Source organism: Roseibium litorale (genome assembly GCF_014842915.1).
Lineage (GTDB): Bacteria > Pseudomonadota > Alphaproteobacteria > Rhizobiales > Stappiaceae > Roseibium > Roseibium litorale.
Map to the genome: position 1 here is coordinate 146,656 of NZ_JACYXI010000005.1, position 22,513 is coordinate 169,168.

20 protein-coding genes are annotated in these 22,513 nt (G+C 60.7%); 9 read left to right on the plus strand and 11 right to left on the minus strand.

Annotated elements, in window-relative coordinates; translation table 11 throughout:
- Nucleotides 1-110: 110 nt before the first annotated feature.
- The 3 genes from pnp to pap all read right to left on the minus strand — a co-directional run bounded on the left by pnp (nucleotide 111) and on the right by pap (nucleotide 4,497).
- Complete coding sequence (gene pnp / locus IG616_RS09855) at nucleotides 111-2,237, minus strand: polyribonucleotide nucleotidyltransferase (protein ID WP_192147991.1); 2,127 nt, start codon at nucleotides 2,235-2,237, stop codon at nucleotides 111-113.
- A 245-nt stretch (nucleotides 2,238-2,482) separates the two neighbouring features.
- The gene (gene rpsO, locus IG616_RS09860) at nucleotides 2,483-2,752 is read right to left on the minus strand and encodes a 30S ribosomal protein S15 (RefSeq protein ID WP_073007461.1); all 270 of its coding nucleotides are present in this window, start codon (nucleotides 2,750-2,752) and stop codon (nucleotides 2,483-2,485) included.
- 278 nt (nucleotides 2,753-3,030) lie between these two features.
- Nucleotides 3,031-4,497: a polyphosphate:AMP phosphotransferase gene (gene pap, locus IG616_RS09865; RefSeq protein WP_192147992.1), complete on the minus strand. Its 1,467-nt coding sequence runs from the start codon at nucleotides 4,495-4,497 to the stop codon at nucleotides 3,031-3,033.
- Between the two features lie 258 nt (nucleotides 4,498-4,755).
- On the opposite strand from pap, the gene IG616_RS09870 reads away from it, so the two are divergent.
- The 9 genes from IG616_RS09870 to IG616_RS09910 all read left to right on the plus strand — a co-directional run bounded on the left by IG616_RS09870 (nucleotide 4,756) and on the right by IG616_RS09910 (nucleotide 13,033).
- A complete protein-coding gene (locus IG616_RS09870) occupies nucleotides 4,756-6,816 on the plus strand; it encodes a bifunctional DedA family/phosphatase PAP2 family protein (protein WP_209007417.1) in 2,061 nt (686 codons plus the stop codon).
- 158 nt (nucleotides 6,817-6,974) lie between these two features.
- Nucleotides 6,975-7,403: a YeeE/YedE family protein gene (locus IG616_RS09875; RefSeq protein ID WP_192147993.1), complete on the plus strand. Its 429-nt coding sequence runs from the start codon at nucleotides 6,975-6,977 to the stop codon at nucleotides 7,401-7,403.
- Between the two features lie 3 nt (nucleotides 7,404-7,406).
- Nucleotides 7,407-7,859, plus strand: coding sequence for a DUF6691 family protein (locus tag IG616_RS09880; protein ID WP_192147994.1), 453 nt, complete (start codon nucleotides 7,407-7,409; stop codon nucleotides 7,857-7,859).
- 47 nt (nucleotides 7,860-7,906) lie between these two features.
- On the plus strand, nucleotides 7,907-8,800 hold the full coding sequence (locus IG616_RS09885; RefSeq protein ID WP_192147995.1) for an MBL fold metallo-hydrolase: 894 nt from the start codon (nucleotides 7,907-7,909) through the stop codon (nucleotides 8,798-8,800).
- 34 nt (nucleotides 8,801-8,834) lie between these two features.
- Nucleotides 8,835-9,251: a protein tyrosine phosphatase family protein gene (locus IG616_RS09890; protein WP_192147996.1), complete on the plus strand. Its 417-nt coding sequence runs from the start codon at nucleotides 8,835-8,837 to the stop codon at nucleotides 9,249-9,251.
- An 84-nt stretch (nucleotides 9,252-9,335) separates the two neighbouring features.
- Nucleotides 9,336-11,120 (plus strand): SulP family inorganic anion transporter, encoded by a 1,785-nt coding sequence (locus IG616_RS09895; protein WP_192147997.1) that lies wholly within the window; start codon nucleotides 9,336-9,338, stop codon nucleotides 11,118-11,120.
- Between the two features lie 65 nt (nucleotides 11,121-11,185).
- A complete protein-coding gene (locus IG616_RS09900; protein WP_192147998.1) occupies nucleotides 11,186-12,259 on the plus strand; it encodes a hypothetical protein in 1,074 nt (357 codons plus the stop codon).
- Nucleotides 12,260-12,310: 51 nt separating this feature from the next.
- Complete coding sequence (locus tag IG616_RS09905; RefSeq protein ID WP_192147999.1) at nucleotides 12,311-12,820, plus strand: MmcB family DNA repair protein; 510 nt, start codon at nucleotides 12,311-12,313, stop codon at nucleotides 12,818-12,820.
- A 66-nt stretch (nucleotides 12,821-12,886) separates the two neighbouring features.
- Complete coding sequence (locus IG616_RS09910; RefSeq protein WP_216863312.1) at nucleotides 12,887-13,033, plus strand: DUF2256 domain-containing protein; 147 nt, start codon at nucleotides 12,887-12,889, stop codon at nucleotides 13,031-13,033.
- On the opposite strand, the gene truB is transcribed toward IG616_RS09910, so the two are convergent.
- The 8 genes from truB to metK form a co-directional block, all read right to left on the minus strand.
- Complete coding sequence (truB, locus tag IG616_RS09915; protein WP_192148000.1) at nucleotides 13,034-13,975, minus strand: tRNA pseudouridine(55) synthase TruB; 942 nt, start codon at nucleotides 13,973-13,975, stop codon at nucleotides 13,034-13,036.
- A gap of 79 nt (nucleotides 13,976-14,054) precedes the next feature.
- Complete coding sequence (rbfA, locus tag IG616_RS09920; RefSeq protein WP_192148001.1) at nucleotides 14,055-14,492, minus strand: 30S ribosome-binding factor RbfA; 438 nt, start codon at nucleotides 14,490-14,492, stop codon at nucleotides 14,055-14,057.
- Between the two features lie 133 nt (nucleotides 14,493-14,625).
- Nucleotides 14,626-17,292, minus strand: coding sequence for a translation initiation factor IF-2 (gene infB / locus IG616_RS09925; protein WP_192148002.1), 2,667 nt, complete (start codon nucleotides 17,290-17,292; stop codon nucleotides 14,626-14,628).
- A 7-nt stretch (nucleotides 17,293-17,299) separates the two neighbouring features.
- Nucleotides 17,300-17,953, minus strand: a complete 654-nt coding sequence (locus tag IG616_RS09930) for an RNA-binding protein (protein WP_192148003.1) — start codon at nucleotides 17,951-17,953, stop codon at nucleotides 17,300-17,302.
- Between the two features lie 36 nt (nucleotides 17,954-17,989).
- A complete protein-coding gene (gene nusA / locus IG616_RS09935) occupies nucleotides 17,990-19,630 on the minus strand; it encodes a transcription termination factor NusA (protein ID WP_192148004.1) in 1,641 nt (546 codons plus the stop codon).
- A gap of 70 nt (nucleotides 19,631-19,700) precedes the next feature.
- Nucleotides 19,701-20,291, minus strand: a complete 591-nt coding sequence (gene rimP / locus IG616_RS09940) for a ribosome maturation factor RimP (RefSeq protein ID WP_192148005.1) — start codon at nucleotides 20,289-20,291, stop codon at nucleotides 19,701-19,703.
- A gap of 244 nt (nucleotides 20,292-20,535) precedes the next feature.
- Nucleotides 20,536-21,222, minus strand: a complete 687-nt coding sequence (gene trmB, locus IG616_RS09945) for a tRNA (guanine(46)-N(7))-methyltransferase TrmB (protein WP_192148006.1) — start codon at nucleotides 21,220-21,222, stop codon at nucleotides 20,536-20,538.
- Nucleotides 21,223-21,293: 71 nt separating this feature from the next.
- On the minus strand, nucleotides 21,294-22,466 hold the full coding sequence (gene metK, locus IG616_RS09950; RefSeq protein ID WP_192148007.1) for a methionine adenosyltransferase: 1,173 nt from the start codon (nucleotides 22,464-22,466) through the stop codon (nucleotides 21,294-21,296).
- Nucleotides 22,467-22,513 lie beyond the last annotated feature (47 nt).

The following is a 22,513-nucleotide window of genomic DNA, read 5'->3' on the forward strand; positions in this document are numbered from 1 at the left end:
CTTGGCAAATGAACCAATTCTCGCGGGGGCCGCAACCAACATAAAAACGGGGCGGCTCGTCAAACGAACCGCCCCGTTTCTATTCAATCATCCGGTCAGGACAGAAGATCTCAGTCTTCTTCCTTTTCCTTCTCGATTTCCTTGCCGGTCTCCTGGTCGACGACCTTCATGGACAGGCGGACCTTGCCGCGCTCGTCGAAGCCCATGAGCTTGACCCAGACCTTGTCGCCTTCCTTGATGACGTCCGTCACCTTGGCAACCTTCTTGGGAGCGAGCTGGGAGATGTGGACCAGGCCGTCCTTGGCACCGAAGAAGTTCACGAAGGCGCCGAAATCAACGCACTTCACGACCGTACCTTCGTAGATCATGCCAACTTCCGGCTCGGCTGCGATGGAGTTGATCCAGTTCACAGCGGCCTTGATGGCCTTGCCATCGGAAGACGCGATCTTGACGGTGCCATCGTCCTCGATGTTCACCTTGGCGCCGGTCTTTTCCACGATCTCGCGGATGACCTTGCCGCCGGAACCGATGACTTCACGGATCTTGTCGACCGGGATCTTCATCACTTCAATGCGCGGAGCGTGCTCACCAAGCTCGGAACGGGCCGTGGTGATCGCCTTGGCCATTTCGCCGAGGATGTGGATACGGCCGTCCTTGGCCTGACCCAGAGCGACCTTCATGATCTCTTCGGTGATACCGTCGATCTTGATGTCCATCTGCAAGGCGGTGATGCCGTTTTCGGAACCAGCCACCTTGAAGTCCATGTCGCCGAGGTGATCTTCATCACCCAGGATGTCGGACAGGACCGCGAACTTGTCGCCTTCCTTGATCAGACCCATGGCGATACCGGCCACCGGAGCCTTCAACGGAACGCCTGCATCCATCAGGGACAGGGAGGTGCCGCAAACAGTCGCCATAGAGGACGAACCGTTGGATTCGGTGATTTCGGAGACAACGCGCAGGGTGTACGGGAAGTCATGCTTGGCCGGCAGCATCGGGTTGATGGCGCGCCATGCGAGCTTGCCGTGACCGATCTCGCGGCGCCCTGGGGAGCCCATGCGGCCTGTTTCACCGACCGAGTAGGGCGGGAAGTTGTAGTGCAGCATGAAATGGGACTTGTAGGTGCCTTCCAGCGCATCCACGAACTGCTCGTCTTCGCCGGTGCCGAGGGTGGCAACAACGAGGCCCTGGGTTTCACCACGGGTGAACAGGGAGGAGCCATGCGCGCGCGGCAGGATGCCGACTTCCGACACGATCGGGCGGACGGTGGACAGGTCACGGCCGTCGATACGGGTGCCGGTCTCGATGATGGCGCCGCGAACGATCTCGGCTTCGAGCTTCTTGAACAGCTCGCCAACAACGGTGCCTTCCGGAGCGTTTTCACCAGCGTTGGTGATCACAGCTTCGACAACCTTGGCCTTGGCCGCATCGACAGCGTTCTTGCGCTCGGTCTTGGCGGTGATCTTGTAGGCAGCCTTCAGGTCTTCTGCGGCAATGCCCTTGATCTGCTCGAACAGAGCCGAGTGATCCGGAACATTCAGCTCGCGCGGTTCCTTGGCTGCGGTCTCAGCCAGCTTGATGATCGCATCGATCACCGGCTGGAAACCACGGTGGCCGAACATCACGGCGCCGAGCATGGTGTCTTCGTCGAGTTCCTTTGCTTCGGACTCAACCATCAGAACCGCATCAGCCGTACCGGCGACAACCAGATCCAGAGAGGACTCTGCCATGTCGTCGACAAGCGGGTTCAGGACATATTCGCCGTTGATGAAACCAACGCGCGCACCGCCGATCGGGCCCATGAACGGAACGCCGGACAGGGTCAGGGCAGCCGAGGAGGCGACCATGGCGAGAATGTCCGGAGCGTTTTCCATGTCGTGGGACAGAACGGTGATCACCACCTGGGTGTCGTTCTTGTAGCCATCAGCGAACAGCGGGCGGATCGGACGGTCGATCAGACGCGAGGTCAGGGTTTCGTGCTCGCTCGGACGGCCTTCACGCTTGAAATAGCCACCCGGGATCTTGCCGGCTGCGAAAGCCTTTTCCTGGTAGTTCACGGTCAGCGGGAAAAAGTCCTGGCCCGGCTTCGGAGACTTGGCGGACACGACGGTCGCCAGAACCTTGGTTTCCCCGTAGGACGCCATCACGGCGCCATCAGCCTGACGGGCCACCTTGCCCGTTTCAAGCACGAGCGGGCGGCCGCCCCACTCGACTTCAACGCGATGAATATTAAACATCGTCATTCCTTACAGCTTCGTCCATTGGCACCAGAGACCATCCGGAAACGGCCTCAACCAGGCACCAGGACAATTATCGGTCGGCCCCGTATGGGCCGGTTACCGATATGACGAGCCACGGGCAAGACGGCGAGCGGCTCTCAAACGAAAGAGCGGCTGGCAATCCTGCCCCATGACTGTCACGAGACTTCCTATAAGCAAACGCGGCGGGCAAATCCACCCGCCGCGCTTGTTTGTTCTTGCCGTTAGCGGCGGATGCCGAGGCGCTGGATCAGAGACTGGTAGCGCTCTTCGTTCTTGCCCTTGACGTAGTCGAGCAGGGAACGGCGGGAGGCAACCATCTTCAGGAGGCCGCGGCGGGAGTGGTTGTCCTTGCCGTGGGACTTGAAGTGGCCAGTCAGGTTGTTGATCCGCTCGGTCAGGATCGCAACCTGGACTTCCGGAGAACCGGTGTCGCCTTCCTTGGTCGCGTATTCCTTGATGAGCTCAGCCTTACGTTCAGCAGTAATCGACATCGTGTGTCCTTTCAGAATGCGGGCTGCCGGAGCCGCCCAGGATTTTAAGTGCCGGAATACCCGGCAGGATCCCCGCCTTGGCCAGAGCCGAGATGTCGGTCAGCAAAGGATGACGGAGATCACTGGGGCCAACAGGTCCCAATGGCGGCGGAATATGACGGAGTTGCCTGCGGATTACCAGCAGAATCTGGCCAATGCATAGCTGCCCGGCCCAGCGCGGGAGGACGCCGGCCCCCTCAGGGAAGAGCCCGCCGCCCCTGAGGGGCGCAGATCGCAATTCAGATGGCTTCCTCGATCTTCCCGCAGATGGTCCGCAGCACCTTCAGGCGGGCGTGGCGTTTGTTCTCGGCCGAGACCAGCGTCCAGGGCGCGTAGTGGGTCGAGGTTCTGTCGATCATGTCACCGGCAGCAATGGCATAATCGTCCCACTTCAGGCGGTTGCGCCAGTCGTCGTCGGTGATCTTGTGCTGCTTGTAGACCGTCTCTTCACGTGCCTTGAACCGGCGCAGCTGTTCCTCTGCGCTGATCGCGAGCCAGAACTTGCAGACCACATAGCCGAACTTGGTCAGCTCGGCCTCGAAATCGTTGATCTCGTTATAGGCCCTTAGCCAGTCGTCATGGCTGGCATAGCCTTCCACCCGTTCCACCAGAACACGCTCGTACCAGGAGCGGTCGAAAATCGCGATGTTGCCGCGCCGCGGCACTCTGCGCCAGAACCGCCAGAGATAAGGCCTTGCCTTTTCTTCATCCGTGGGCGCGGAGATCGGATGCACCTGATAGATCCGCGGATCGAGCGGGCGGATCACCCGCCGGATCGCTCCGCCCTTGCCGGCAGCGTCATTGCCCTGGAACACAAGGATCATACCCCGCTTGGAAAAGTCCTTGGTGTCAGACAAATCGGACAAACGCTGCTGCAATTCGGCGCGCTCTGTCTCATAGTCGTCTTTCGACACTTTCTCCTTCAGATCAACGGCGTCCACCGCCGTGCGGTGCTGCAGGCCGCCAACCACAGGCGGCGCCGAAATGGCCTGATGCTTGCCATCCTCCAGCTTCAACCGGATGGCGTCCGCCAAGGTCTGGCCAATCGCGGCATCACGGTAATCGGAGTTCTGGGACGGAATGACAAACCAGGGGGCATGCCCTTTGCTGGTTTCCAGAATGATCTGCTCGCCAACGGCGCTGGCCTTGGCATGATTCTTCAAGGCGGCCCAATCCGCCAGAACATGGCGGGCGGCATTTTTCTTCTTGATCTGCTTCAGTCTCTGCTCCTGATCCTCCTTGGTCAGAAGGAACCAGAACTTCAGCAGCAAAACTCCCTCGTTCGCCAGCATTTCCTCGAACCGCCGGATGCGGGCCATTTCGTGGTTGAACTCATCGTCGTCGATCTTGTCGTAGATCCGGTCCCGAAGCGCTTGCTGATACCAGCTGCCGAAAACGATGGCGGTCTCCCCCTTGGCAGGCAAATCACGCCAGTAGCGCCAGAGCGGCGGGCGCATGCGGGCTTCATCCAGGGGATCGCCATAGGCGTTGCAGGTCAGGTGGCGGGCGTCCATCCAGTCATAAAGACGGGCCACCGCCTCGCCCTTGCCCGCACCATCCAGACCGTCCACCACGATGATGGTGGAAAACGTCTTCTTCTCAACGGCTTCCAGCTGTGCGGCCAGCAGTGCCTCGCGAAGGTGCGGCTCGAGATCGTGGAACGTCTTCTTGTCCATTTTTTGAGGCAGCTTCGCCGAATCAAACATTCACATCTCCCAACCATGAACCGGACCGGACAGGCGGCCATGCCGAGCCCCCTTTTTCAAACGAGGTCTCCGGTTCGCTCCATCGTGAAACGGCAGACGCGGCCACAGGTTCCGCTTTAGCGCACGCGTTGACCACTTTTGCCGCTCATATGACTTGTTGTGGCACCGGCCAGCTGCCTATATCACAAGCCAGAATAAGGCACTTGGGCATGCCGTCCAGTGTCCCTGCGAACAGCAATTAAATCGAGCGCCCGCCCATTGACCGCCCTGTTTGAATATCTTGTCAATTTCATCGGCGACAACCCGGCGCTTGCGGGGTTCATCTGTTTTGCTGCGGCCATGGGCGAAGCGCTCTTCATCATCGGTCTTGTGGTGCCCAGTACGGTTGTTCTGGTCGGCGCGGGAACCCTGATCGGGCTTGGCAAGCTGAATGGTGTCGAGATTTTCATCTGGACGACCCTTGGAGCTACCGCAGGCGATGCCGTCTCCTACTGGTTCGGCCATTTCTACAAGGACAAGGTCAGAAAGATCTGGCCGCTCTCCCGCTACACCCAGCTGGTCGACCGGGGCGAAGAGTTTTTCAAGATCCATGGCGGCAAAAGCGTCTTCATCGGGCGGTTTGTTCCGGGTGTGAAGTCCGTCGTCCCCGGCATTGCGGGCATGGTCGGCATGAACGCCACCCGCTTTACAGTGATCAACTTCACCTCCGCAATTGCCTGGACGGCAGCTCACCTCGGCCCTGGCATCATCGCCGGAACAGCGCTGTCCGCAATTGGAGAGGTCAGCGGCAGGCTTGCGGTCGTGCTCGGCGGACTGCTGGTCATTGCCTTCCTGATCGTGATGCTTGGCCGCTGGATGATCCTGATCATCATGCCGCTCTTCCCCAATGCGCATGCAGCCGTCGTCAACTGGTTCGGGCGGCGTCCTGACAGGGTGTCGCGCTGGATCGCCGAAACCTTCGACCCGCTGCATCCGCGCTCTACCGGCATGCTCGTATCGGCCCTGGTGCTGCTGATCACCATGCCGCTGTTCTTCTGGTTTATGGGCGAGATCGCGCCGGGCGAACCGATGGTCCGGGCAGACGTTGCCATCTTGAACATGTTCACGGATTTGCGGTCCCCCATTGGCGACACGCTGATGACGGTTATCACCATGCTGGGCGACGGTGTGGTCGTTACCGTTGTGACCTTGGCTGTCGCCGGTTATCTGTTCTTGCGCAAGGCGTGGCGCAGGGCCATCGGCTTCCTGATCGCCATTGGCGGAACGGCTCTGTTCGTGCCGCTGTTCAAGAGCCTGCTCGAGCGCTCGCGCCCGATGGATCTCTATTCCGGCGCTGATGCGTTCAGCTTTCCGAGCGGCCACGCAACCCTGAATACAGTCCTGTTTGGTATCTGCGCGGTTCTCATCGCCCATGACCGCAGCCGCTGGGCCAAGGCCTCGATCTTCACCATCACGGCCACTTACGTGATCGCGATTGGCTTCTCCCGCGTCTACCTCGGGGCGCACTGGATGTCCGACGTTCTCGCCGGCCTCCTGTTCGGCACCGGCATGGTCTCCGCCTTCGGCTTCGTTTTCGGGCCGATCCATAACGAGAAGGTCGGACGGCTCACCCTTGCGGCAATTGTGGTCCTCATTCTCGGAGGCTTTGGCAGCTGGCATGTGTCGCGCAACTTCGACATTGCGATGGAGGCGTATAAACCGCGCCATGACCGCCGTTTACTGACAGCCTCTGAATGGCAGTCCTTCGGCTGGGCCAGCCTTCCCGACCACCGGATTGAATTGAGTGGTGAAACCAAGGAACCTCTGGTGATCCAGTATGCAGGCAAACCGGACGGTCTGGCCAAAGCACTGGCGGGCGGCGGCTGGCAGCCAGCTCCCGAGTGGACGCTCTCCTCTGCCACGGGCTTCATCGTCGGGCAAACGCCTGCGGACAAGCTTCCTGCACTCCCCCGTACACAGAACGGCCGTCAGCCTGCGCTGATCCTGATCCGGTCCGACGATGACAAGACCACCGGCGGCAGCCGCTGGATTCTGCGTCTCTGGCCGGGCAGCACCGAAATCCTGCGAAATGGCGACGTGCTGCCACTCTATTCGGGCAGCATCCTGCACGAGGAAATCCTGCGGCCAATGGGCGAGTTCTCCGGCCCCAAGATCGACCGCCAGGCCCCCTCGCTGGAAGACAACCCGGTTCGTAACTTGCCCGGTGCGATCGTCCGCAAGCGGGATGACGGAACCGCCGTGGTTCTCGCCGTGGACCCGAATGCATCCGCCCACTTGTTCTCCAGCCCGGCTACGCCAGCACCTCAACACAGGAAATAGGCTTTCCTGACAGCACCCGCCCTGTGCCCGGAGCCAGATCTGAAACGGTCTGGAGCCTATGAGGCATGCAAATTTCTATATGTTTTTTGATCGACCTATTGAAGAGTCGGTCAGAGATCCATTATATTCAATTTATTGAAACTAAGGATCTCATCACTATGACTGAGTTCACGCCCCTGATGTCGCTGGCCGGCGGCGCGCTGATTGGCCTTGCTGCCGTAGTCCTGATGGGACTGCTGGGCAGGATTGCCGGTATCAATGGAATTCTCTCCGGTCTGGTTGCCCTGCCGAACACAAGCGACTGGGCTTGGCGCGCTGCCTTTGTCCTCGGTCTTCTGGGTTCTCCCCTGGCCGTCCTGATGCTGAATGGCTCCCTGCCGGAGCTGAGTGTCCCGGTTTCCCCGGTCATGGTCGGTGCAGGAGGCGTTCTGGTCGGTATCGGCACGTCGCTTGGCTCCGGCTGCACCAGCGGTCACGGTGTGTGCGGCATCGCCCGCCTGTCGAAGCGCTCCATCGCCGCGACCCTCACCTTCATGGCAACGGCCCTCATCACGGTCTTTGTCATCCGCCACGTCATCGGAGCCTGACCCATGCTCAAAACCGTTAGCGCATTTGCAGCTGGCCTGATCTTCGGAACCGGCATTCTGCTCTCCGGCATGGGAAACCCTGCCAAGGTGCTCAACTTCTTCGACTTTGCAGGCACCTGGGACCCCAGCCTGATGTTCGTCATGGGCGGCGCTCTGGCCGTAACCTTCATCGGCTACCGTCTGGTGTTCCGGATGAAGCAACCCGTTCTGGCGGCCAGCTTTTCTCTGCCAACCAAAAGTGACCTCGATACCAAACTAATCAGCGGCGCGGCCATCTTTGGCATTGGCTGGGGCATCGCCGGTTTTTGCCCGGGAGGGTTGCTGCCCGTCCTCGGATATGGCCAGACTGAGCCTTTCATTATGCTCGGAGGTATTCTCGCCGGCATGATGCTTGTGAAAGCTCTGACCGCCAGAGGCGGCGACGTTTCAAAGCTGGGCAAGGCCGCTCGCAGCTGATCCGGAACGGATTGCACCAACCAATTTTCCTTGAGAGGAAGACAAAGATGAGCACGACAGACTATCCCGTCGACATGTCGGTCCAGCCGGAGGTCACCGCCTTCTTCGATGCGGCGACCAACACCATCAGCTATGTGGTGAAGGATCCGGCCTCCAGCGCCTGCGCGGTTGTCGACAGTGTCATGGACATCGACTATGCCGCCGGACGCATCACCTATGACCACGCGGACCAGATCATCCGTTTCATTCAGAACAATGGCCTGACGCTGGAATGGCTGATCGAAACCCATGTCCATGCCGACCACCTGTCTGCCGCGCCCTATATCCAGAGCAAGCTCGGCGGCAAGCTGGGCATCGGCGACAAGATCACCGTCGTTCAGGACACCTTCGGCAAGATCTTCAACGAAGGCACCGAGTTCCAGCGCGACGGCAGCCAGTTCGACTGCCTCTTTGCAGATGGGGACACCTACACCATCGGCAGCATGACCGCCTTTGCGATGTACACCCCCGGCCACACGCCTGCATGCATGGTTCATGTGATCGGCAATGCCGCCTTTGTGGGCGACACCCTGTTCATGCCGGACGGCGGTTCCGCCCGTGCTGATTTTCCAGGTGGGGATGCGGGTGTGCTTTACGACTCGATCCAGAAGGTTCTCGCCCTTCCTGACGATATGCGCCTGTTCATGTGCCACGACTATGGCCCCGATGGCCGGGACATCCGCTGGGAAACAACAGTCGGCGAGGAAAAGGCGCACAACATCCACGTTGGCGGCGGCAAGACCAAGGAAGAGTTCGTCAAATTCCGCACCGAGCGCGATGCCCAGCTGGACATGCCCAAGCTGATCATTCCCTCGCTTCAGGTGAATATGCGGGCAGGTCAGCTTCCGCCTGCGGATGAAAGCGGAAAACGCTTCCTCAAAGTACCCCTGAACGGATTATGATGGCTGAAGCCTATTCGCTCTTGGAGAAATGATTATGGAAGTCAGACACCTCACCGGGGACATCGCCGTAAGCCCGCAGATTTCCGTCTCGGACATCGAAGCCATCGCGGCTCAGGGATTTCGCTCGGTGATCTGCAACCGCCCGGACGGCGAAAGCCTGGACCAGCCGGACTATGCGGAGATTGAAGCCGCCGCCCGCAAGGCTGGCCTGGAATTCCGCTACCAGCCGATCGTCGGTGGCCAACTCGGTATCGAGGATGCTGAAGAGTTCGGTAAATCCCTGGAAGAGCTGCCGCGCCCGATCTTCGCCTACTGCCGGTCTGGCACCCGCTGCGCAACCCTCTGGAGCCTGTCGCAGGCAGGCACCCTGCCCGCGGACGACATTCTCGAAAGCGCCCGGAACGCGGGCTATGACATGTCCGCCTTCGCGGATTATCTCCGGAGCCGCTGATCAGGTGTCCCGGCCGTAGGGTATCCCCCTCAACCGGCCGGGACCGCCCCGCCGCGGATCCGCCACCAGAAAGTTCTTATTTCAATGAAGTCTCTGCGGCGCTATCTGCCGATCCTTTCCTGGGCCCGGACCTATGACCGGGAAACGGCGACCAGCGACCTGGTTGCGGCGGTTATCGTCACGATCATGCTCATCCCCCAGTCTCTGGCCTATGCGCTGCTGGCCGGACTGCCGCCTGAAGTGGGTCTCTACGCATCCATCCTGCCGCTCGTTGCCTATGCGATTTTCGGAACGAGCCGGGCACTGGCTGTCGGACCGGTGGCGGTTGTTTCGCTGATGACGGCCTCCGCCGTTGGGGAACTGGCCGCGCAAGGCACAGCGGAATATCTCGGCGCCGCGATTACCCTCGCCTTTCTGTCCGGCCTGATGCTGATGGCCATGGGGGTCTTCCGGCTAGGTTTCCTGGCAAGTCTTCTAAGCCATCCGGTCATTTCCGGCTTCATCACAGCCTCCGGCCTCTTGATCGCGTCCAGCCAGCTCAAGCACATCTTCGGTATTCCGGCGGGCGGACACACGCTCTACGACATCCTGCTCGCCATCGCCTCCACCATTGGCAACACCAATCCGGTCACGCTCGTGATTGGCGTATCCGCCACGCTCTTCCTGTTCTGGGTGCGCAAGGGGCTTAAGCCGCTGCTGCTCAAGCTCGGAGTGAAGCCCTTTCTGGCAGATATCCTGACCAAGGCGGGCCCTGTTGCAGCCGTGGCCGTCACCACGGTGATTGCAGCAGGCTTTGATCTAGGCGCAAAGGGCGTGAAGCTCGTCGGCGACATTCCCTCCGGCTTGCCCATGCCCCATCTGCCGGCGCTCGACAGCGCCCTCTGGCTGGATCTCGCCCCCGCTGCCCTGCTGATTTCCGTCATCGGTTTCGTGGAATCAGTCTCCGTCGCCCAGACACTGGCCGCCAAGAGACGCCAGAGGATCGAGCCGGATCAGGAGCTGATCGGCCTTGGCGCCTCCAACATTGCCTCTGCCATCTCCGGCGGCTATCCGGTGACGGGCGGCTTTGCCCGTTCCGTGGTCAATTTCGATGCGGGCGCGGCAACCCCTGCGGCTGGCGCCTATACGGCGGTCGGCATCGCCGTCGCGACCCTGTTTCTGACGCCGCTTTTGACCAATCTGCCTCAGGCAACGCTGGCCGCGACCATCATTGTCGCCGTGCTGTCTCTGGTCGACTTCAAGGCCATCCAGCGCACCTATGCCTATTCGCGCAGCGACTTTGCCGCCATGGCCGCGACCATTGTCGTCACCCTCTTCTTCGGCGTCGAGCAAGGTGTGGTGACGGGCGTGATCCTATCCATCGCGCTTCATCTCTACCGTTCGTCCCGCCCGCACATGGCCGTGGTCGGCATCGTTCCGGGCAGCGAGCATTTCCGGAACGTCGACCGTCACACCGTCGTGACCGGGGATCGCGTCTTGAGCATCCGCGTCGATGAGAGCTTGTTCTTCGCCAACAGCCGCTATCTGGAAGACAAGATCTACGCCTTGATCGCGGAACGTCCTGCGATTGAGCATGTCGTCCTCATGTGCCCCGCCGTGAATGCCATCGACGCCAGTGCCCTTGAAAGTCTTGAGGAAATCAATCACCGCCTGCAGGACAGCGGCGTCTCCTTCAATCTCTCTGAGGTGAAGGGCCCAGTGATGGACAAGCTGAAGCGGACGGATTTTATCACGCATCTGACGGGCAAGGTCTTCCTCAGCCAGTATGACGCTCTTTGTGAGCTGGATCCCCTGACCGCGCACCGCTCTGAAGCCAGAACGCCCAAGCGGGTCGCCCAGTCCGGGCCCTGGACGGGGCCGGAGATCTGAGGACACGGTGTTGATCACGGCGAAGCTGGCTTGCAGGCCAGGGAATGTCCCGGCACTCTCCGCCCATGGATACGACACCTGACCGCAACGCCCAGCTTCTCTCCCGCTTTCAACCCGGCACCAGCGGTAGTCTGGCCGTTGTCTATTCCCAGGTGCGGGTTCCGGCGGGCAAGTTCGGTCTGGAGCGCCTCTTTGCCCGGACACGGCACAGCTGCCTATTCCTGAATGATACGGGCAGCTACTGGTATCTGGGTCAGGAACGGGCCATCGACAAAGCCATTGAGGCTGCCCTCTCGCAAGCGCAGCCTTCGCGGATCATCCATTACGGGTCTTCCATGGGCGGCTATGGCGCGCTGACCTCCGGCCTCCGCCGCAAGGATGGTACCATCCATGCCTTCGGAACCGAGCTTTGCCCGGGACGGCCAGGCTATCAAAGCACCTGCAATGGCGTGAAAGCGCACGATCCGCGTCTCTTTGACTTCGCAGGGCAAGAAACGCCCTTTCCGGTGCATCTTTATTTCGGCTGTCTGGATCCCGTGGACGCTGCCAATGCCGGCTTTGCGGCAGCGCTCCTGCCAGACGCAAACTTGCATCTTCTCGTCTCGTCCCATGCCAGCCACGACCACCTTTACAGCCTGAATCTTATCCGGCGGATCATCAACACGTTCGACCGGGCACCGGCAGCAGAGCTGGCCTCCAAGCACCTTCTCTCTTCAGACAGCATTGCGGAGCTCTCTGCATTCGGAGCGCTCGCAGAAGCCATAGCGGAGGGACGAGACGTCAAGCCTCACCGCATTCAAGAGCTTCCGGCACTTTCCCGCAATCCCGGCATGCTGCGGCTTCTGGCTGCAAGTCTGTGGCATCACCAAGAGCGGGATATCGCTCTTGAGACCCTGCGGCAGGCAGAACAGCTGATCGAAGCGGATGCTGTTTTGAAAACCCTGCCCAAACGGTGGCGCAAGGAACTGCCCTTGCAGCGGACCGCTTGGCTCATAGAACTTGGCAGGACGGAGGAAGCCAGGGCTCTCCTCAAACACTGTGCTGACAGCTTTCCGGTAGATGCGCACATGCTGCATCTTGCGGAGCAGCTGGGGCTGGAGCTGCCTGGCCGGGACGGTGATGATACCCAGTCCCGCTGATCTGTCCGGTTTCCGCTTGAAAATGTCGAACAAATGCGGAACAAATAGCTCATGACCTCGACCTTGAAACCTGGCGCGAACCGAATCTCCCTCAGCGATCCCCTCGTGGATGGCCGTCAGTCAGACAATGCCCTGAAGGTTTGGCGCGGAACCGCCCGGCTGCTCCGGTCCATGGATTTTGCCTGCCTGCCGGAAGTCACCCTTGCGTCCGGCCGGCGGGCTGATTTGCTTGGCCTTGGCCCCAAGCACGAGCTCTGGATCGTTGAGGTGAAGTCCTCGATCGCCGACTTCCGGGCCGACACCAAGTGGCCAGACTACCGGCAGCATTGCGACCGGCTTTATTTCGCCACCCACCCGGACGTGCCGCTCGAGATCTTCCCGGAGGAAGCAGGGCTTATTCTGTCCGACGGGTTTGGCGCGGAAATCTTCCGCGAGGCACCCGAGCACAAGCTGTCTGCTGCGACCCGCAAGGCGGTGACCCACCGGTTTGCCCGCCACGGCGCCCTGCGTCTTCATGACCTGACCGACCCGGATCTTCGCGGATCTTTTGCCGGCTATTGAGCGGGAAAGCTGATCCGGTTTGCCTGCGGCTTGAGTAGGCAGTGCGCTGGAATGAGGGCCGTGGCGATGAAGATGCGCAAGAAGAACGATCTGCCGCAGAAAGTCTGCAAGGCTTGCGGACGCCCCTTCACCTGGCGGCGCAAATGGGCGAAGGACTGGGATCAGGTTCTCTATTGTTCCGAGCGGTGCAGACGCAGCCCGAAAGCCGCCTGATCAGAGGTGGAAGACGCGGCTGGGCTGAAAACGGCCCTTTTCAATGGCTCCTAGCGCCACCGGAACGCCAGCATGGCTGGCATAGGCGGCGTCACAGGACAGCGGGGCGTCGCGGCCTCTTAGAAGCACTGGCATGCCCTGACGGATCTTTGCTGCATCCTCGATAGACACAGGCAATTCGACCAGCGCGTCGAGGGACTCCCGCACCGGCAGGATGAACTCGGCGACCAGATCCTCATAGGTGCCATCTTCACCAAGGTTTTCGACGGCTTCCACCAGCTCCTCGAGTGACACCATGTCCTCTTCCCCGAACGGCCCTACCAGCAGACGGCGCAGCACTGTCACATGGCCGCAAGTCCCCAGACGCCGGCCCAGATCGCGCGCAAGCGCGCGCACATAGGTTCCCTTGCCGCATTCGGCTTCGAAGACGGCCCGGTTCTCATCCGGCAGCTCGACAAGATCCAGCCGATGGACATCGATCGGACGCGCTTCCAGCTCAACCTCTTCGCCGCCGCGGGCAAGATCATAGGCCCGCTCACCATCCACCTTGATCGCGGAGAAGATCGGCGGAACCTGCATGATCGTGCCAATGAACTCAGGTAGAACTTCACGGATGGCGGCCTCTTCCGGCCGCACGTCCGACGTCGCAATCACTTCGCCTTCCGTGTCGTCCGTGTTGGTCTCCACGCCCCAGGTCACCTCGAACCGGTAGACCTTGCGTCCATCCATGACGAAGGGAACGGTCTTGGTTGCCTCGCCAAAGGCAATCGGCAGACAGCCGGAGGCACGCGGATCCAGTGTGCCTGCATGGCCGACCTTCTGGGGGTGCAGGATACGCTTCAGACGCGACAGGGCATCGTTGGAGGTCAACCCATAGGGCTTGTCCAGCACCAGCCAGCCGTTGATCGTGTTGCGTTGCCTGCGTACCTGTTGCCGCGCCATGAAATGTCCGCCATGAGAAAGGAAATGCGCTTCCTGCCGGCATCAGGATACCAGCAGGGATAGACCCGGAAACCTGGTCTTACTCTTCTTCGTCCCGGCCGCCGAGATCATCGCCATCGTCATCCCGGTCGAGATCGCGGGCGACCGTCGGTGAATGCAGCAGCGTGTCGATCCGCATGTCATCGTCGTAGCGGGTATCGAGCATGAAACGCAGGTCCGGCATGTATTTCATGGTCAGGCGGCGCGACACCAATCCGCGCAGATACTTGGCGCTGTGGTTGAGAGCCTTCTCGATCTTCTTCCCATCCCCACCGCCGAGCGGCATGATCAGGCAGGTCGCGAGGCGCAGATCCGGCGTCATGCGCACTTCCGGAATGGTGATGATGATCCCGGCAAGCTCCGGATCGGAGACTTCGCCGCGGGTAAGAATGTCGGACAGTTCCTTGCGGACGAGTTCGCCCACGCGAAGCTGGCGCTGAGAGGGGCCTTTGGCCGTGTGTCCCGTATGTCGTGCCATGGAGTGATATCCCGTTGCGGTCTTCCCGGCCCCCAAGGCTCTGGGAAAAGGCGCGGCCTTCAAGCCGCATAAAATGACAACGCCGGCGCAAACAATCTCTGCGCCGACGTTCAATATGGTTATGCGGCGCGGCTCAGAGCGTCCGGGCAATCTGCTCGACGCGGAAACACTCGATGATATCGCCCGGACGCATGTCCTGGTAATTCACGAAGTTCATGCCGCATTCCTGACCGGATTCCACCGTCTTGACTTCATCCTTAAAGCGCTTGAGCGTGCCAAGCTTGCCTTCGTGGATGACCACATCGTTGCGGATGAGGCGCACTTCTGCGCCGCGTTCCACGATGCCTTCGGTGACCAGACAGCCCGCGACCTTGCCGACCTTGGTGATGTTGAAGATCTCGCGGATCTCCGCATTGCCAAGGAAGGTCTCGCGGCGTTCCGGAGACAGCAGGCCGGACATGGCTGCTTTGATGTCATCCACCAGGTCGTAGATGATGTTGTAGTAGCGGATCTCGACGCCTTCGCGGGCCGCTGCTTCCCGGGCCTGCTTGTTGGCACGCACGTTGAAGCCGAAGATCGGCGCCTTGGAGGCCATCGCCAGAGTGATGTCGCTTTCCGTGATCCCGCCGACACCGGCCATGAGGATACGGGCTGCCACTTCATCCGTGCCCAGCTCGGCAAGAGCGTGGGAGATGGCTTCGACAGAACCCTGCACATCGCCCTTGAGGACCAGCGGGAATTCCTTCCGGCCGGTTTCCTGCAGACGGTTCATCATCTGCTCAAGCGAACCGCGGGCACCGCTTGCCACGACAGAGGCCTTCTCACGGATCTGGCGCTGACGATAGTCAACGATTTCACGCGCGCGGGCTTCGTTCTCGACAACGGCGACCATGTCACCAGCCGCTGGCGTTCCCTGGAAACCGAGAACCTCAACCGGCTTGGAGGGATCAGCCTCCTTCACCTGATTGCCGTCCTCATCCAGCATGGCACGTACACGGCCCCATTCGGAGCCCGCCACCAGGATGTCACCCGGACGCAGCGTGCCCTTCTGGACCAGAACCGTCGCAACCGGGCCGCGGCCACGGTCAAGCTGGGCTTCGATGACGATCCCCTCTGCCGTGCGGTTCGGGTTGGCCTTAAGCTCAAGAACTTCAGCCTGCAGCAGGATCATTTCCAGCAGCTTGTCGAGGTTGGTGCCCTGCTTGGCAGAGACTTCCACATCGATCACGTCACCACCCATGGCTTCCACCACGATGGAGTCGTTCAGCAGCTCGGTACGGACCCGGTTCGGATCGGCAGCAGGCTTGTCCATCTTGTTGATGGCCACGATGATCGGCACGTCGGCAGCCTTCGCATGGGCGATGGCTTCCTTGGTCTGCGGCTTCACACCATCGTCCGCGGCCACCACAAGGATGACGATATCGGTCGACTTCGCACCACGGGCACGCATCTGCGAGAACGCAGCGTGGCCCGGAGTATCGATGAAGGTGATCTTGTTGCCGTTCTGCTCAATCTGATAGGCGCCAATGTGCTGGGTGATGCCACCGGCTTCACCAGCAACCACCTTGGCATTCCTGATCGCATCCAGAAGCGAGGTCTTGCCGTGGTCGACGTGACCCATGATCGTCACAACCGGCGGACGCGGCTGCAGGTTTTCCGCAGCATCCGCTTCAGAGAACAGACCTTCTTCCACATCCGATTCGGACACGCGCTTTACGGTGTGGCCCATTTCGGACGCGATCAGTTCAGCCGTATCCGCGTCGATCACATCGTTGATCTTCATCATCTGTCCCTGCTTCATCAGCAGCTTGATGACGTCAACAGCGCGCTCGGCCATACGGTTGGCGAGTTCCTGAATGGTGATGGCTTCCGGCAGAATGACTTCACGCGAGATCTTCTCACGCACCGTCTGCTGCATGCCGCGCTTCGCCTTTTCCTGACGGCGGCGCATGGACGCCAGCGAACGCGAACGGCCCTCGTCACCACCGGTTGCGGCGGAGATGGTCAGCTTCGACCGGCGGCGGTCTTCATCAGCACCACGGGGACGAGCAGGCGTCGGAGCCGGCTTGGCCCGCTTGACTGCACGCACACCAGCCTTGTTGCGTTCATCGTCGCCTTCCGGCTCGGCAACAGGCTTCCGTGTGAGGACCGGCGGCTTGGCGCCTTCGGGACGCTGAGCGGCCGGACGGACAGCAGCAGGACGTGCCGGGGTTGCAGCGGCGCGCGGCGTTTCAACCGGCTCTTCCTGAGCAGCTTCGGCCGGAGCAGAGGCCGCACGTTCAGCAGCGAGACGGGCTTCTTCAGCCTCGCGCAGCTTGCGGGCTTCCTCTTCCGCCTTCAGGCGGATTTCTTCTTCAGCGCGGCGCTTGGCCTCTTCTTCGGCCCGGCGCTTGGCTTCGATCTCCGCGAGGCGCTTTTCCTCAACAGCGCGTTCCTGAGCCATCTTCAGGGCCGTTGCACGTGCAGCGGCCTCTTCCTTGGTCAAGGTGCGCAGAACCGCTCCGCCGCTACCCTTTTGCGGGCGCTGGCCTGGGCGCGGCATTTTCATTTCGGGAGCGGGCTTGCGCGGTGCTTCCTCAGGTGTCTCAAGCCGCTGGGTCTGAAGAGCTTGCGCCTCGGGCTTTGCCTCCTGTCCAGGAAGCACAACACGGCGCTTCTTCTTCTCCACGACGACGGCCTTTGACCGGCCATGCGAGAAGGACTGCCGAACCGTTCCCTGGTCGCCACCACCCCGCTTGAGGCCAAGCGTCTTGCGCTCGACGCTGATTGTCTTGTCGCCTGGATTTTTCGTATCGCTCATATTGCCTTCAGTCCTGCGCAACCGCACCGTCTGCGTTGCCTATGTCTTTTGCGGCGGAATTCGACCGGAAAGCCTCCAGTTCGCGCACTCGCGACAGGAAGTTTTCGCTCGCCCGGCCCGCAAGCAGTGCAGCATGTATCACATTTGACCGACCCAATGCCAAATCCAATTGAGTCGAATCGAACAAACGGACGATCTGAGGCCCGTTTGCAGTCTCGTTTCGGCCCGCAGCAACCGCTGCAAGCTTTCGAATGCCGTCGTCTGCGGCCTCCGAGGCATGGATGAGGCCAGAAACGGGATCCCGCTTCAAAGCAGCCTCAACCTTTGAAAAGCCGGTCACGAGTTCGCCAGCCTTGCGGGTCATGGACAACGCGGACAAAGCCGCTTTCTCCAGAAGGGCGTCGACACGCCCCGCAAGCCCGGCCTCGACCTGGGCTTCACATTTGAACCCCCGGCCGAAAACCCGCTTCTTCTGCTTTTCCGCTGCCTCGATCGTCTCCGCGGCAGCCGTCACCCAGACACCCCGTCCAGGCAACACCCGTTTAAGGTCCGGGACGACCTGCCCCTGCGGGTCCAGAACGAAGCGGATCAACTGATCCACCGGCAGAACCGCACGCGTCACGGCACATTGCCGTTCGGCCGGCTCGTTCTTTCTTGGCACCCGTTTCCTCCATTCATCCGCCCGAGAGCGGATGGATCAGCCGTTTAAGATGACGCCTTCGCTGGCCTCTTCACCGGCAGCTTCGTCGTCGTCACCGTCTTCATCCGCAGCCTCTTCGGAGGCGAGTTCTTCTTCGGTGATCCAGCCTGCAGCCAGACGGGCGGCCATGACCATGGCTTCTGCGTCTGCACGCGACAGGTCGCAACCCGACAGAGCACCTTCGTAGCGCTTCGTCTCGCCGTCCTTGCGTTCGCTCCAGCCGACGAGATCGTCAGCAGCGCAACCGGCAAGGTCTTCCACGGTCTTGATGTCTTCCTTGCCCAGAGCCACAAGCATGGCAGTGGTCAGGCCATCAATCGACCGCAGATCGTCGGAAACGCCAAGATCGCGGCGTTCCTGATCCAGCTTTGCTTCCAGCTCGTCAAGGTAATCGCGGGCACGTGCCTGGATTTCCTCAGCCGTGTCGTCATCGAAGCCTTCGATCATCGAAATTTCGTCGAGATCCACATAAGCGACTTCTTCAACAGAGGCAAAGCCTTCGGTCGCCAGAAGCTGACCGACCATCTCGTCGACATTCAGGGCTTCCATGAACAGCTGTGACCGCTCCTGGAATTCCTTCTGCCGGCGCTCGGATTCTTCCTGCTCGGTCATGATATCGATGGCCCAGCCGGTAAGCTGGCTTGCCAGACGGACGTTCTGACCGCGGCGGCCAATGGCCAGCGACAGCTGCTCGTCAGGGACCACGACCTCGATGCGCTCTGCATCTTCGTCCAGGACCACCTTGGCAACTTCAGCCGGCTGCAGCGCATTGACGATGAAGGTTGCCGGATCATCATTCCACGGAATGATGTCGATCTTTTCGCCCTGCAACTCGCCGACAACGGCCTGAACGCGGGAACCGCGCATACCAACACAGGCGCCGACCGGATCAATCGAGCTGTCCTTGGAGATCACGGCGATCTTCGCACGGGAACCCGGATCACGGGCAACAGCACGGATCTCGATAACGCCGTCGTAGATTTCCGGAACTTCCTGCGCGAAGAGCTTCGACATGAACTGCGGATGGGTGCGCGACAGGAAAATCTGCGGGCCGCGCTGCTCGCGGCGCACGTCATAGATATAGGCGCGGATACGGTCGCCGGTGCGGAACGCTTCACGCGGGATGAGCTCGTCGCGGCGGACGATGCCTTCGCCACGGCCAAGGTCCACGATCACATTGCCGTATTCAGCACGCTTGACCACGCCGTTGACGACTTCGCCGATACGGTCCTTGAACTCGTCATACTGGCGGTCACGCTCGGCTTCGCGCACTTTCTGCACGATCACCTGCTTCGCGGACTGAGCAGCAATACGGCCAAAATCCAGCGGCGGCAGCGGTTCGGCGATGTAGTCGCCCAAGGTCGCTTCCGGGTTACGGGCCTGGGCATCTTCAATTGAGATCTCGGTCGAGACATTCTCAACCGTCTCAACAACCTGAAGCAAACGCTGCAGCCGGATTTCACCGGTTTTCGAATTGATCTCGGCGCGGACTTCCGTCTCCGTGCCATAACGGGAGCGGGCAGCCTTCTGGATGGCATCTTCCATTGCCGTGATCACGATGCCCCGGTCGATCGACTTTTCACGGGCGACCGCGTCAGCGATTTGCAGCAGTTCAAGCCGGTTCGCGCTGATTGCCATTCAATCCACTCCTCTCGCGCAGCCTGTTGTCGTTTCCTGCGCGTTTATTGTTGCCCCGGTCTGTGCCGTTTCAGTTGGGCCGTTTATCCTCTGATGACACCTCTGCATCGCGGGCAGCCAAAGCCGCCTTCTCTGCCTGCAGAGCCGCCGTAATCAAGTCGTCGGTCAAAACCAGCCGGGCTTCCCCGATGTGATCCATCGGCAGAACAACGGTGTCCTCCTCGCCCTTCTTCACGTCGGACAGGCGGACAAGTGCGGCATCCGCCTTGGACCCCAGCAGAAGGCCACGGTAACGTTTGCGGCCGTCGATCATGGTGGACAGCTCCACCTTGACTTCATGACCCGCCCAGCGGTCAAAATCGGACACACGCACCAGAGGCCGGTCGATCCCGGGCGACGAAATCTCAAGGTGGTAGGCACGGTTGATCGGATCGTCGACATCCAGCGCCGGAGAAACACCCCGGCTGATGGTCTCGCAATCATCCACCGTCATGGTTCCATCCGGGCGCTCTGCCATGATCTGCAGCGTGCACCCATTGGCAGCGCTGATCTTGATGCGGACCAGACGGTAACCCAGATCCTCAATAACCGGCTCGACAATAGCCGATACACGGGCTTCCAGGCCATCTTCTGTAATGATGCGTGGTTCGACGTCGTTCACGCTCTACTCCTGTTCGGCCACCTCTCAGGGCGCCCTAAAATCCGGTCATCCTAACCGGAAAGCGTTGTGCCTAAACACTTTCGGAGCGGGTCCCTTCCGGGCCCCACCCTCATACCGCTAACCAGCCGTGTGAGATGAAACACGGACCATATACAGGCAAACACCCCACCAACGCAAGGACAAAGGACCCCTGGGCGGGAAACAGACCGGCAAATCCGTTGCGAGAGGCGGCAGGCCTCCCAAGTCAGACCCGCAGGAAAGTCAGATAGCGGGGCACCCGCTCCTCGCGGAATGCCTTTGCCTCATAGCGCGTTCCAGGCCAGTTGGCCCAGGGCTTGCGCCAGTCTTCCGGACCTTCGGCCATCCATTCAAAGGCGGAATGGTCCCGGCAGTGCTGCAGCGCCCAATCCACATAAGTGTCGATGTCGCTGGCAAACCGGAACTGGCAGCCGGGCTTGATCACCCGTGCGTAGCGGTCAAGATTCTGCGGATTGATGAAGCGCCGCTTCCAGTGACGCTTCTTCGGCCAGGGGTCAGGATAGAGCTGATAGGCCAGATCAATCGAGGCTTCCGGCAGCCAATCAAGCACATTGATGGCGTCATCGTCGTAAAGCCGGATGTTGCGCAGACCTTCCTCGTTCAGCGTATTGACCACCTTGGCCATGCTGCCAACAAAAGGTTCTACGCCGATCAGCCCGACATCCGGATTTTCACGCGCCCTGTGAAGCAGATGCTCACCACCGCCAAAGCCGACTTCCAGCCAGACTTCGCGGACAGGAACATCAAACAGATCAGCCAGGTTCTGAGGTGCAGGCTCACTGAGGTCCAGCGACAAGCGCGGCAGCTCCGTCTCCATGAGATGGGTGCGGCGCGGGCTGAGCGGTTTGCCTTTGCGGCGCCCGTAGAATGAACCTTCGTAACGTTCGGTCATTTTCTTCAAAGCAAACCGCCGGCCCATCTGAGCCGGCGGTCTGTTCCCGTGTTCGGTTGATGCGGCGGGCCTTATCCCGCAATCGTGCGGAGCGCGTCAACCAGATCCGTCTTTTCCCAGGTGAATCCGCCATCCGCATCAGGCTCACGGCCGAAATGGCCATAGGCAGCGGTGCGTTCGTAGATGGCGTTGTTCAGCTTGAGATGCTCACGAATGCCGCGCGGGCTCAGGCGCATGACATCGCGCAAGCCCTTTTCCAAAACAGCTTCGTCGCACTGGCCGGTGCCGTGAAGGTCGACATAGACCGACAGCGGCTCGGAAACGCCAATGGCGTAGGAGAGCTGAATGGTGCAGCGCTCAGCCAGTTCAGCCGCCACGACATTCTTCGCCAGATAGCGGGCCGCATAAGCTGCAGACCGGTCGACCTTGGTCGGATCCTTGCCGGAGAAGGCACCGCCGCCATGGGGAGCAGCACCGCCGTAGGTGTCGACGATGATCTTGCGGCCAGTCAGGCCGGCATCGCCATCAGGACCGCCAATCACGAAGGCGCCGGTCGGATTGACGTGCCAGACTGTTTCGCCGGAAATCCAGCCATCCGGCAGAGACTGACGGATGTAGGGCTCGACAATCGCCCGAACGTCATGGGACGTCAGCGATGCATCAAGATGCTGGGTGGACAGAACCAGAGAAGACACGCCAACCGGCTTGCCGCCAACATAGCGGATCGTGACCTGGCTCTTGGCGTCCGGCCCAAGCACCGGCTCGCGGCCGGACTTGCGGGCTTCCGCCAGGGTCTTGAGGATCTTGTGTGAATAGAGGATCGGGGCTGGCATCAGCTCCGGGGTCTCACGGCAGGCATAGCCGAACATGATCCCCTGGTCGCCAGCACCTTCATCCTTGTTGTCAGCGGCATCAACGCCCTGGGCGATATGCGCGGACTGGGCATGAAGGTGAACTGCAACCTCGCAGTTCTCCCAATGGAACCCATCCTGCTCATAGCCGATGTCCTTCACGGCCATGCGGGCGAGATGAGCAATATAATCCTTGGTCACTTCAGCGGGACCGCGCGTCTCCCCGGCAATGACGATCCGGTTGGTCGTCGCAAGAGTTTCGCAGGCCACACGGGCATCCGGCATCAGCTTGAGATAGGCATCAACAACCGCATCGGAAATGCGGTCGCACACCTTGTCCGGATGGCCTTCAGAGACCGATTCAGATGTGAAAAGGTAATCTTGACGTGCCATTGGCGAGCGTCCTTCTGGGAATGAATATGACAGGAGCGGTGACCTAG

Excerpts from the sequence above, each read along its gene's own strand:
- IG616_RS09910 (WP_216863312.1), top strand. The coding sequence starts at position 12,887 with ATGAAGATGCGCAAGAAGAACGATCTGCCGCAGAAAGTCTGCAAGGCT.
- rpsO (WP_073007461.1), bottom strand. The coding sequence starts at position 2,752 with ATGTCGATTACTGCTGAACGTAAGGCTGAGCTCATCAAGGAATACGCG.
- IG616_RS09900 (WP_192147998.1), top strand. The coding sequence starts at position 11,186 with ATGGATACGACACCTGACCGCAACGCCCAGCTTCTCTCCCGCTTTCAA.
- IG616_RS09880 (WP_192147994.1), top strand. The coding sequence starts at position 7,407 with ATGCTCAAAACCGTTAGCGCATTTGCAGCTGGCCTGATCTTCGGAACC.
- pnp (WP_192147991.1), bottom strand. The coding sequence starts at position 2,237 with ATGTTTAATATTCATCGCGTTGAAGTCGAGTGGGGCGGCCGCCCGCTC.
- IG616_RS09885 (WP_192147995.1), top strand. The coding sequence starts at position 7,907 with ATGAGCACGACAGACTATCCCGTCGACATGTCGGTCCAGCCGGAGGTC.
- IG616_RS09905 (WP_192147999.1), top strand. The coding sequence starts at position 12,311 with ATGACCTCGACCTTGAAACCTGGCGCGAACCGAATCTCCCTCAGCGAT.
- IG616_RS09875 (WP_192147993.1), top strand. The coding sequence starts at position 6,975 with ATGACTGAGTTCACGCCCCTGATGTCGCTGGCCGGCGGCGCGCTGATT.
- truB (WP_192148000.1), bottom strand. The coding sequence starts at position 13,975 with ATGGCGCGGCAACAGGTACGCAGGCAACGCAACACGATCAACGGCTGG.
- rbfA (WP_192148001.1), bottom strand. The coding sequence starts at position 14,492 with ATGGCACGACATACGGGACACACGGCCAAAGGCCCCTCTCAGCGCCAG.
- IG616_RS09895 (WP_192147997.1), top strand. The coding sequence starts at position 9,336 with ATGAAGTCTCTGCGGCGCTATCTGCCGATCCTTTCCTGGGCCCGGACC.
- trmB (WP_192148006.1), bottom strand. The coding sequence starts at position 21,222 with ATGACCGAACGTTACGAAGGTTCATTCTACGGGCGCCGCAAAGGCAAA.
- nusA (WP_192148004.1), bottom strand. The coding sequence starts at position 19,630 with ATGGCAATCAGCGCGAACCGGCTTGAACTGCTGCAAATCGCTGACGCG.
- IG616_RS09890 (WP_192147996.1), top strand. The coding sequence starts at position 8,835 with ATGGAAGTCAGACACCTCACCGGGGACATCGCCGTAAGCCCGCAGATT.
- metK (WP_192148007.1), bottom strand. The coding sequence starts at position 22,466 with ATGGCACGTCAAGATTACCTTTTCACATCTGAATCGGTCTCTGAAGGC.
- infB (WP_192148002.1), bottom strand. The coding sequence starts at position 17,292 with ATGAGCGATACGAAAAATCCAGGCGACAAGACAATCAGCGTCGAGCGC.
- pap (WP_192147992.1), bottom strand. The coding sequence starts at position 4,497 with ATGTTTGATTCGGCGAAGCTGCCTCAAAAAATGGACAAGAAGACGTTC.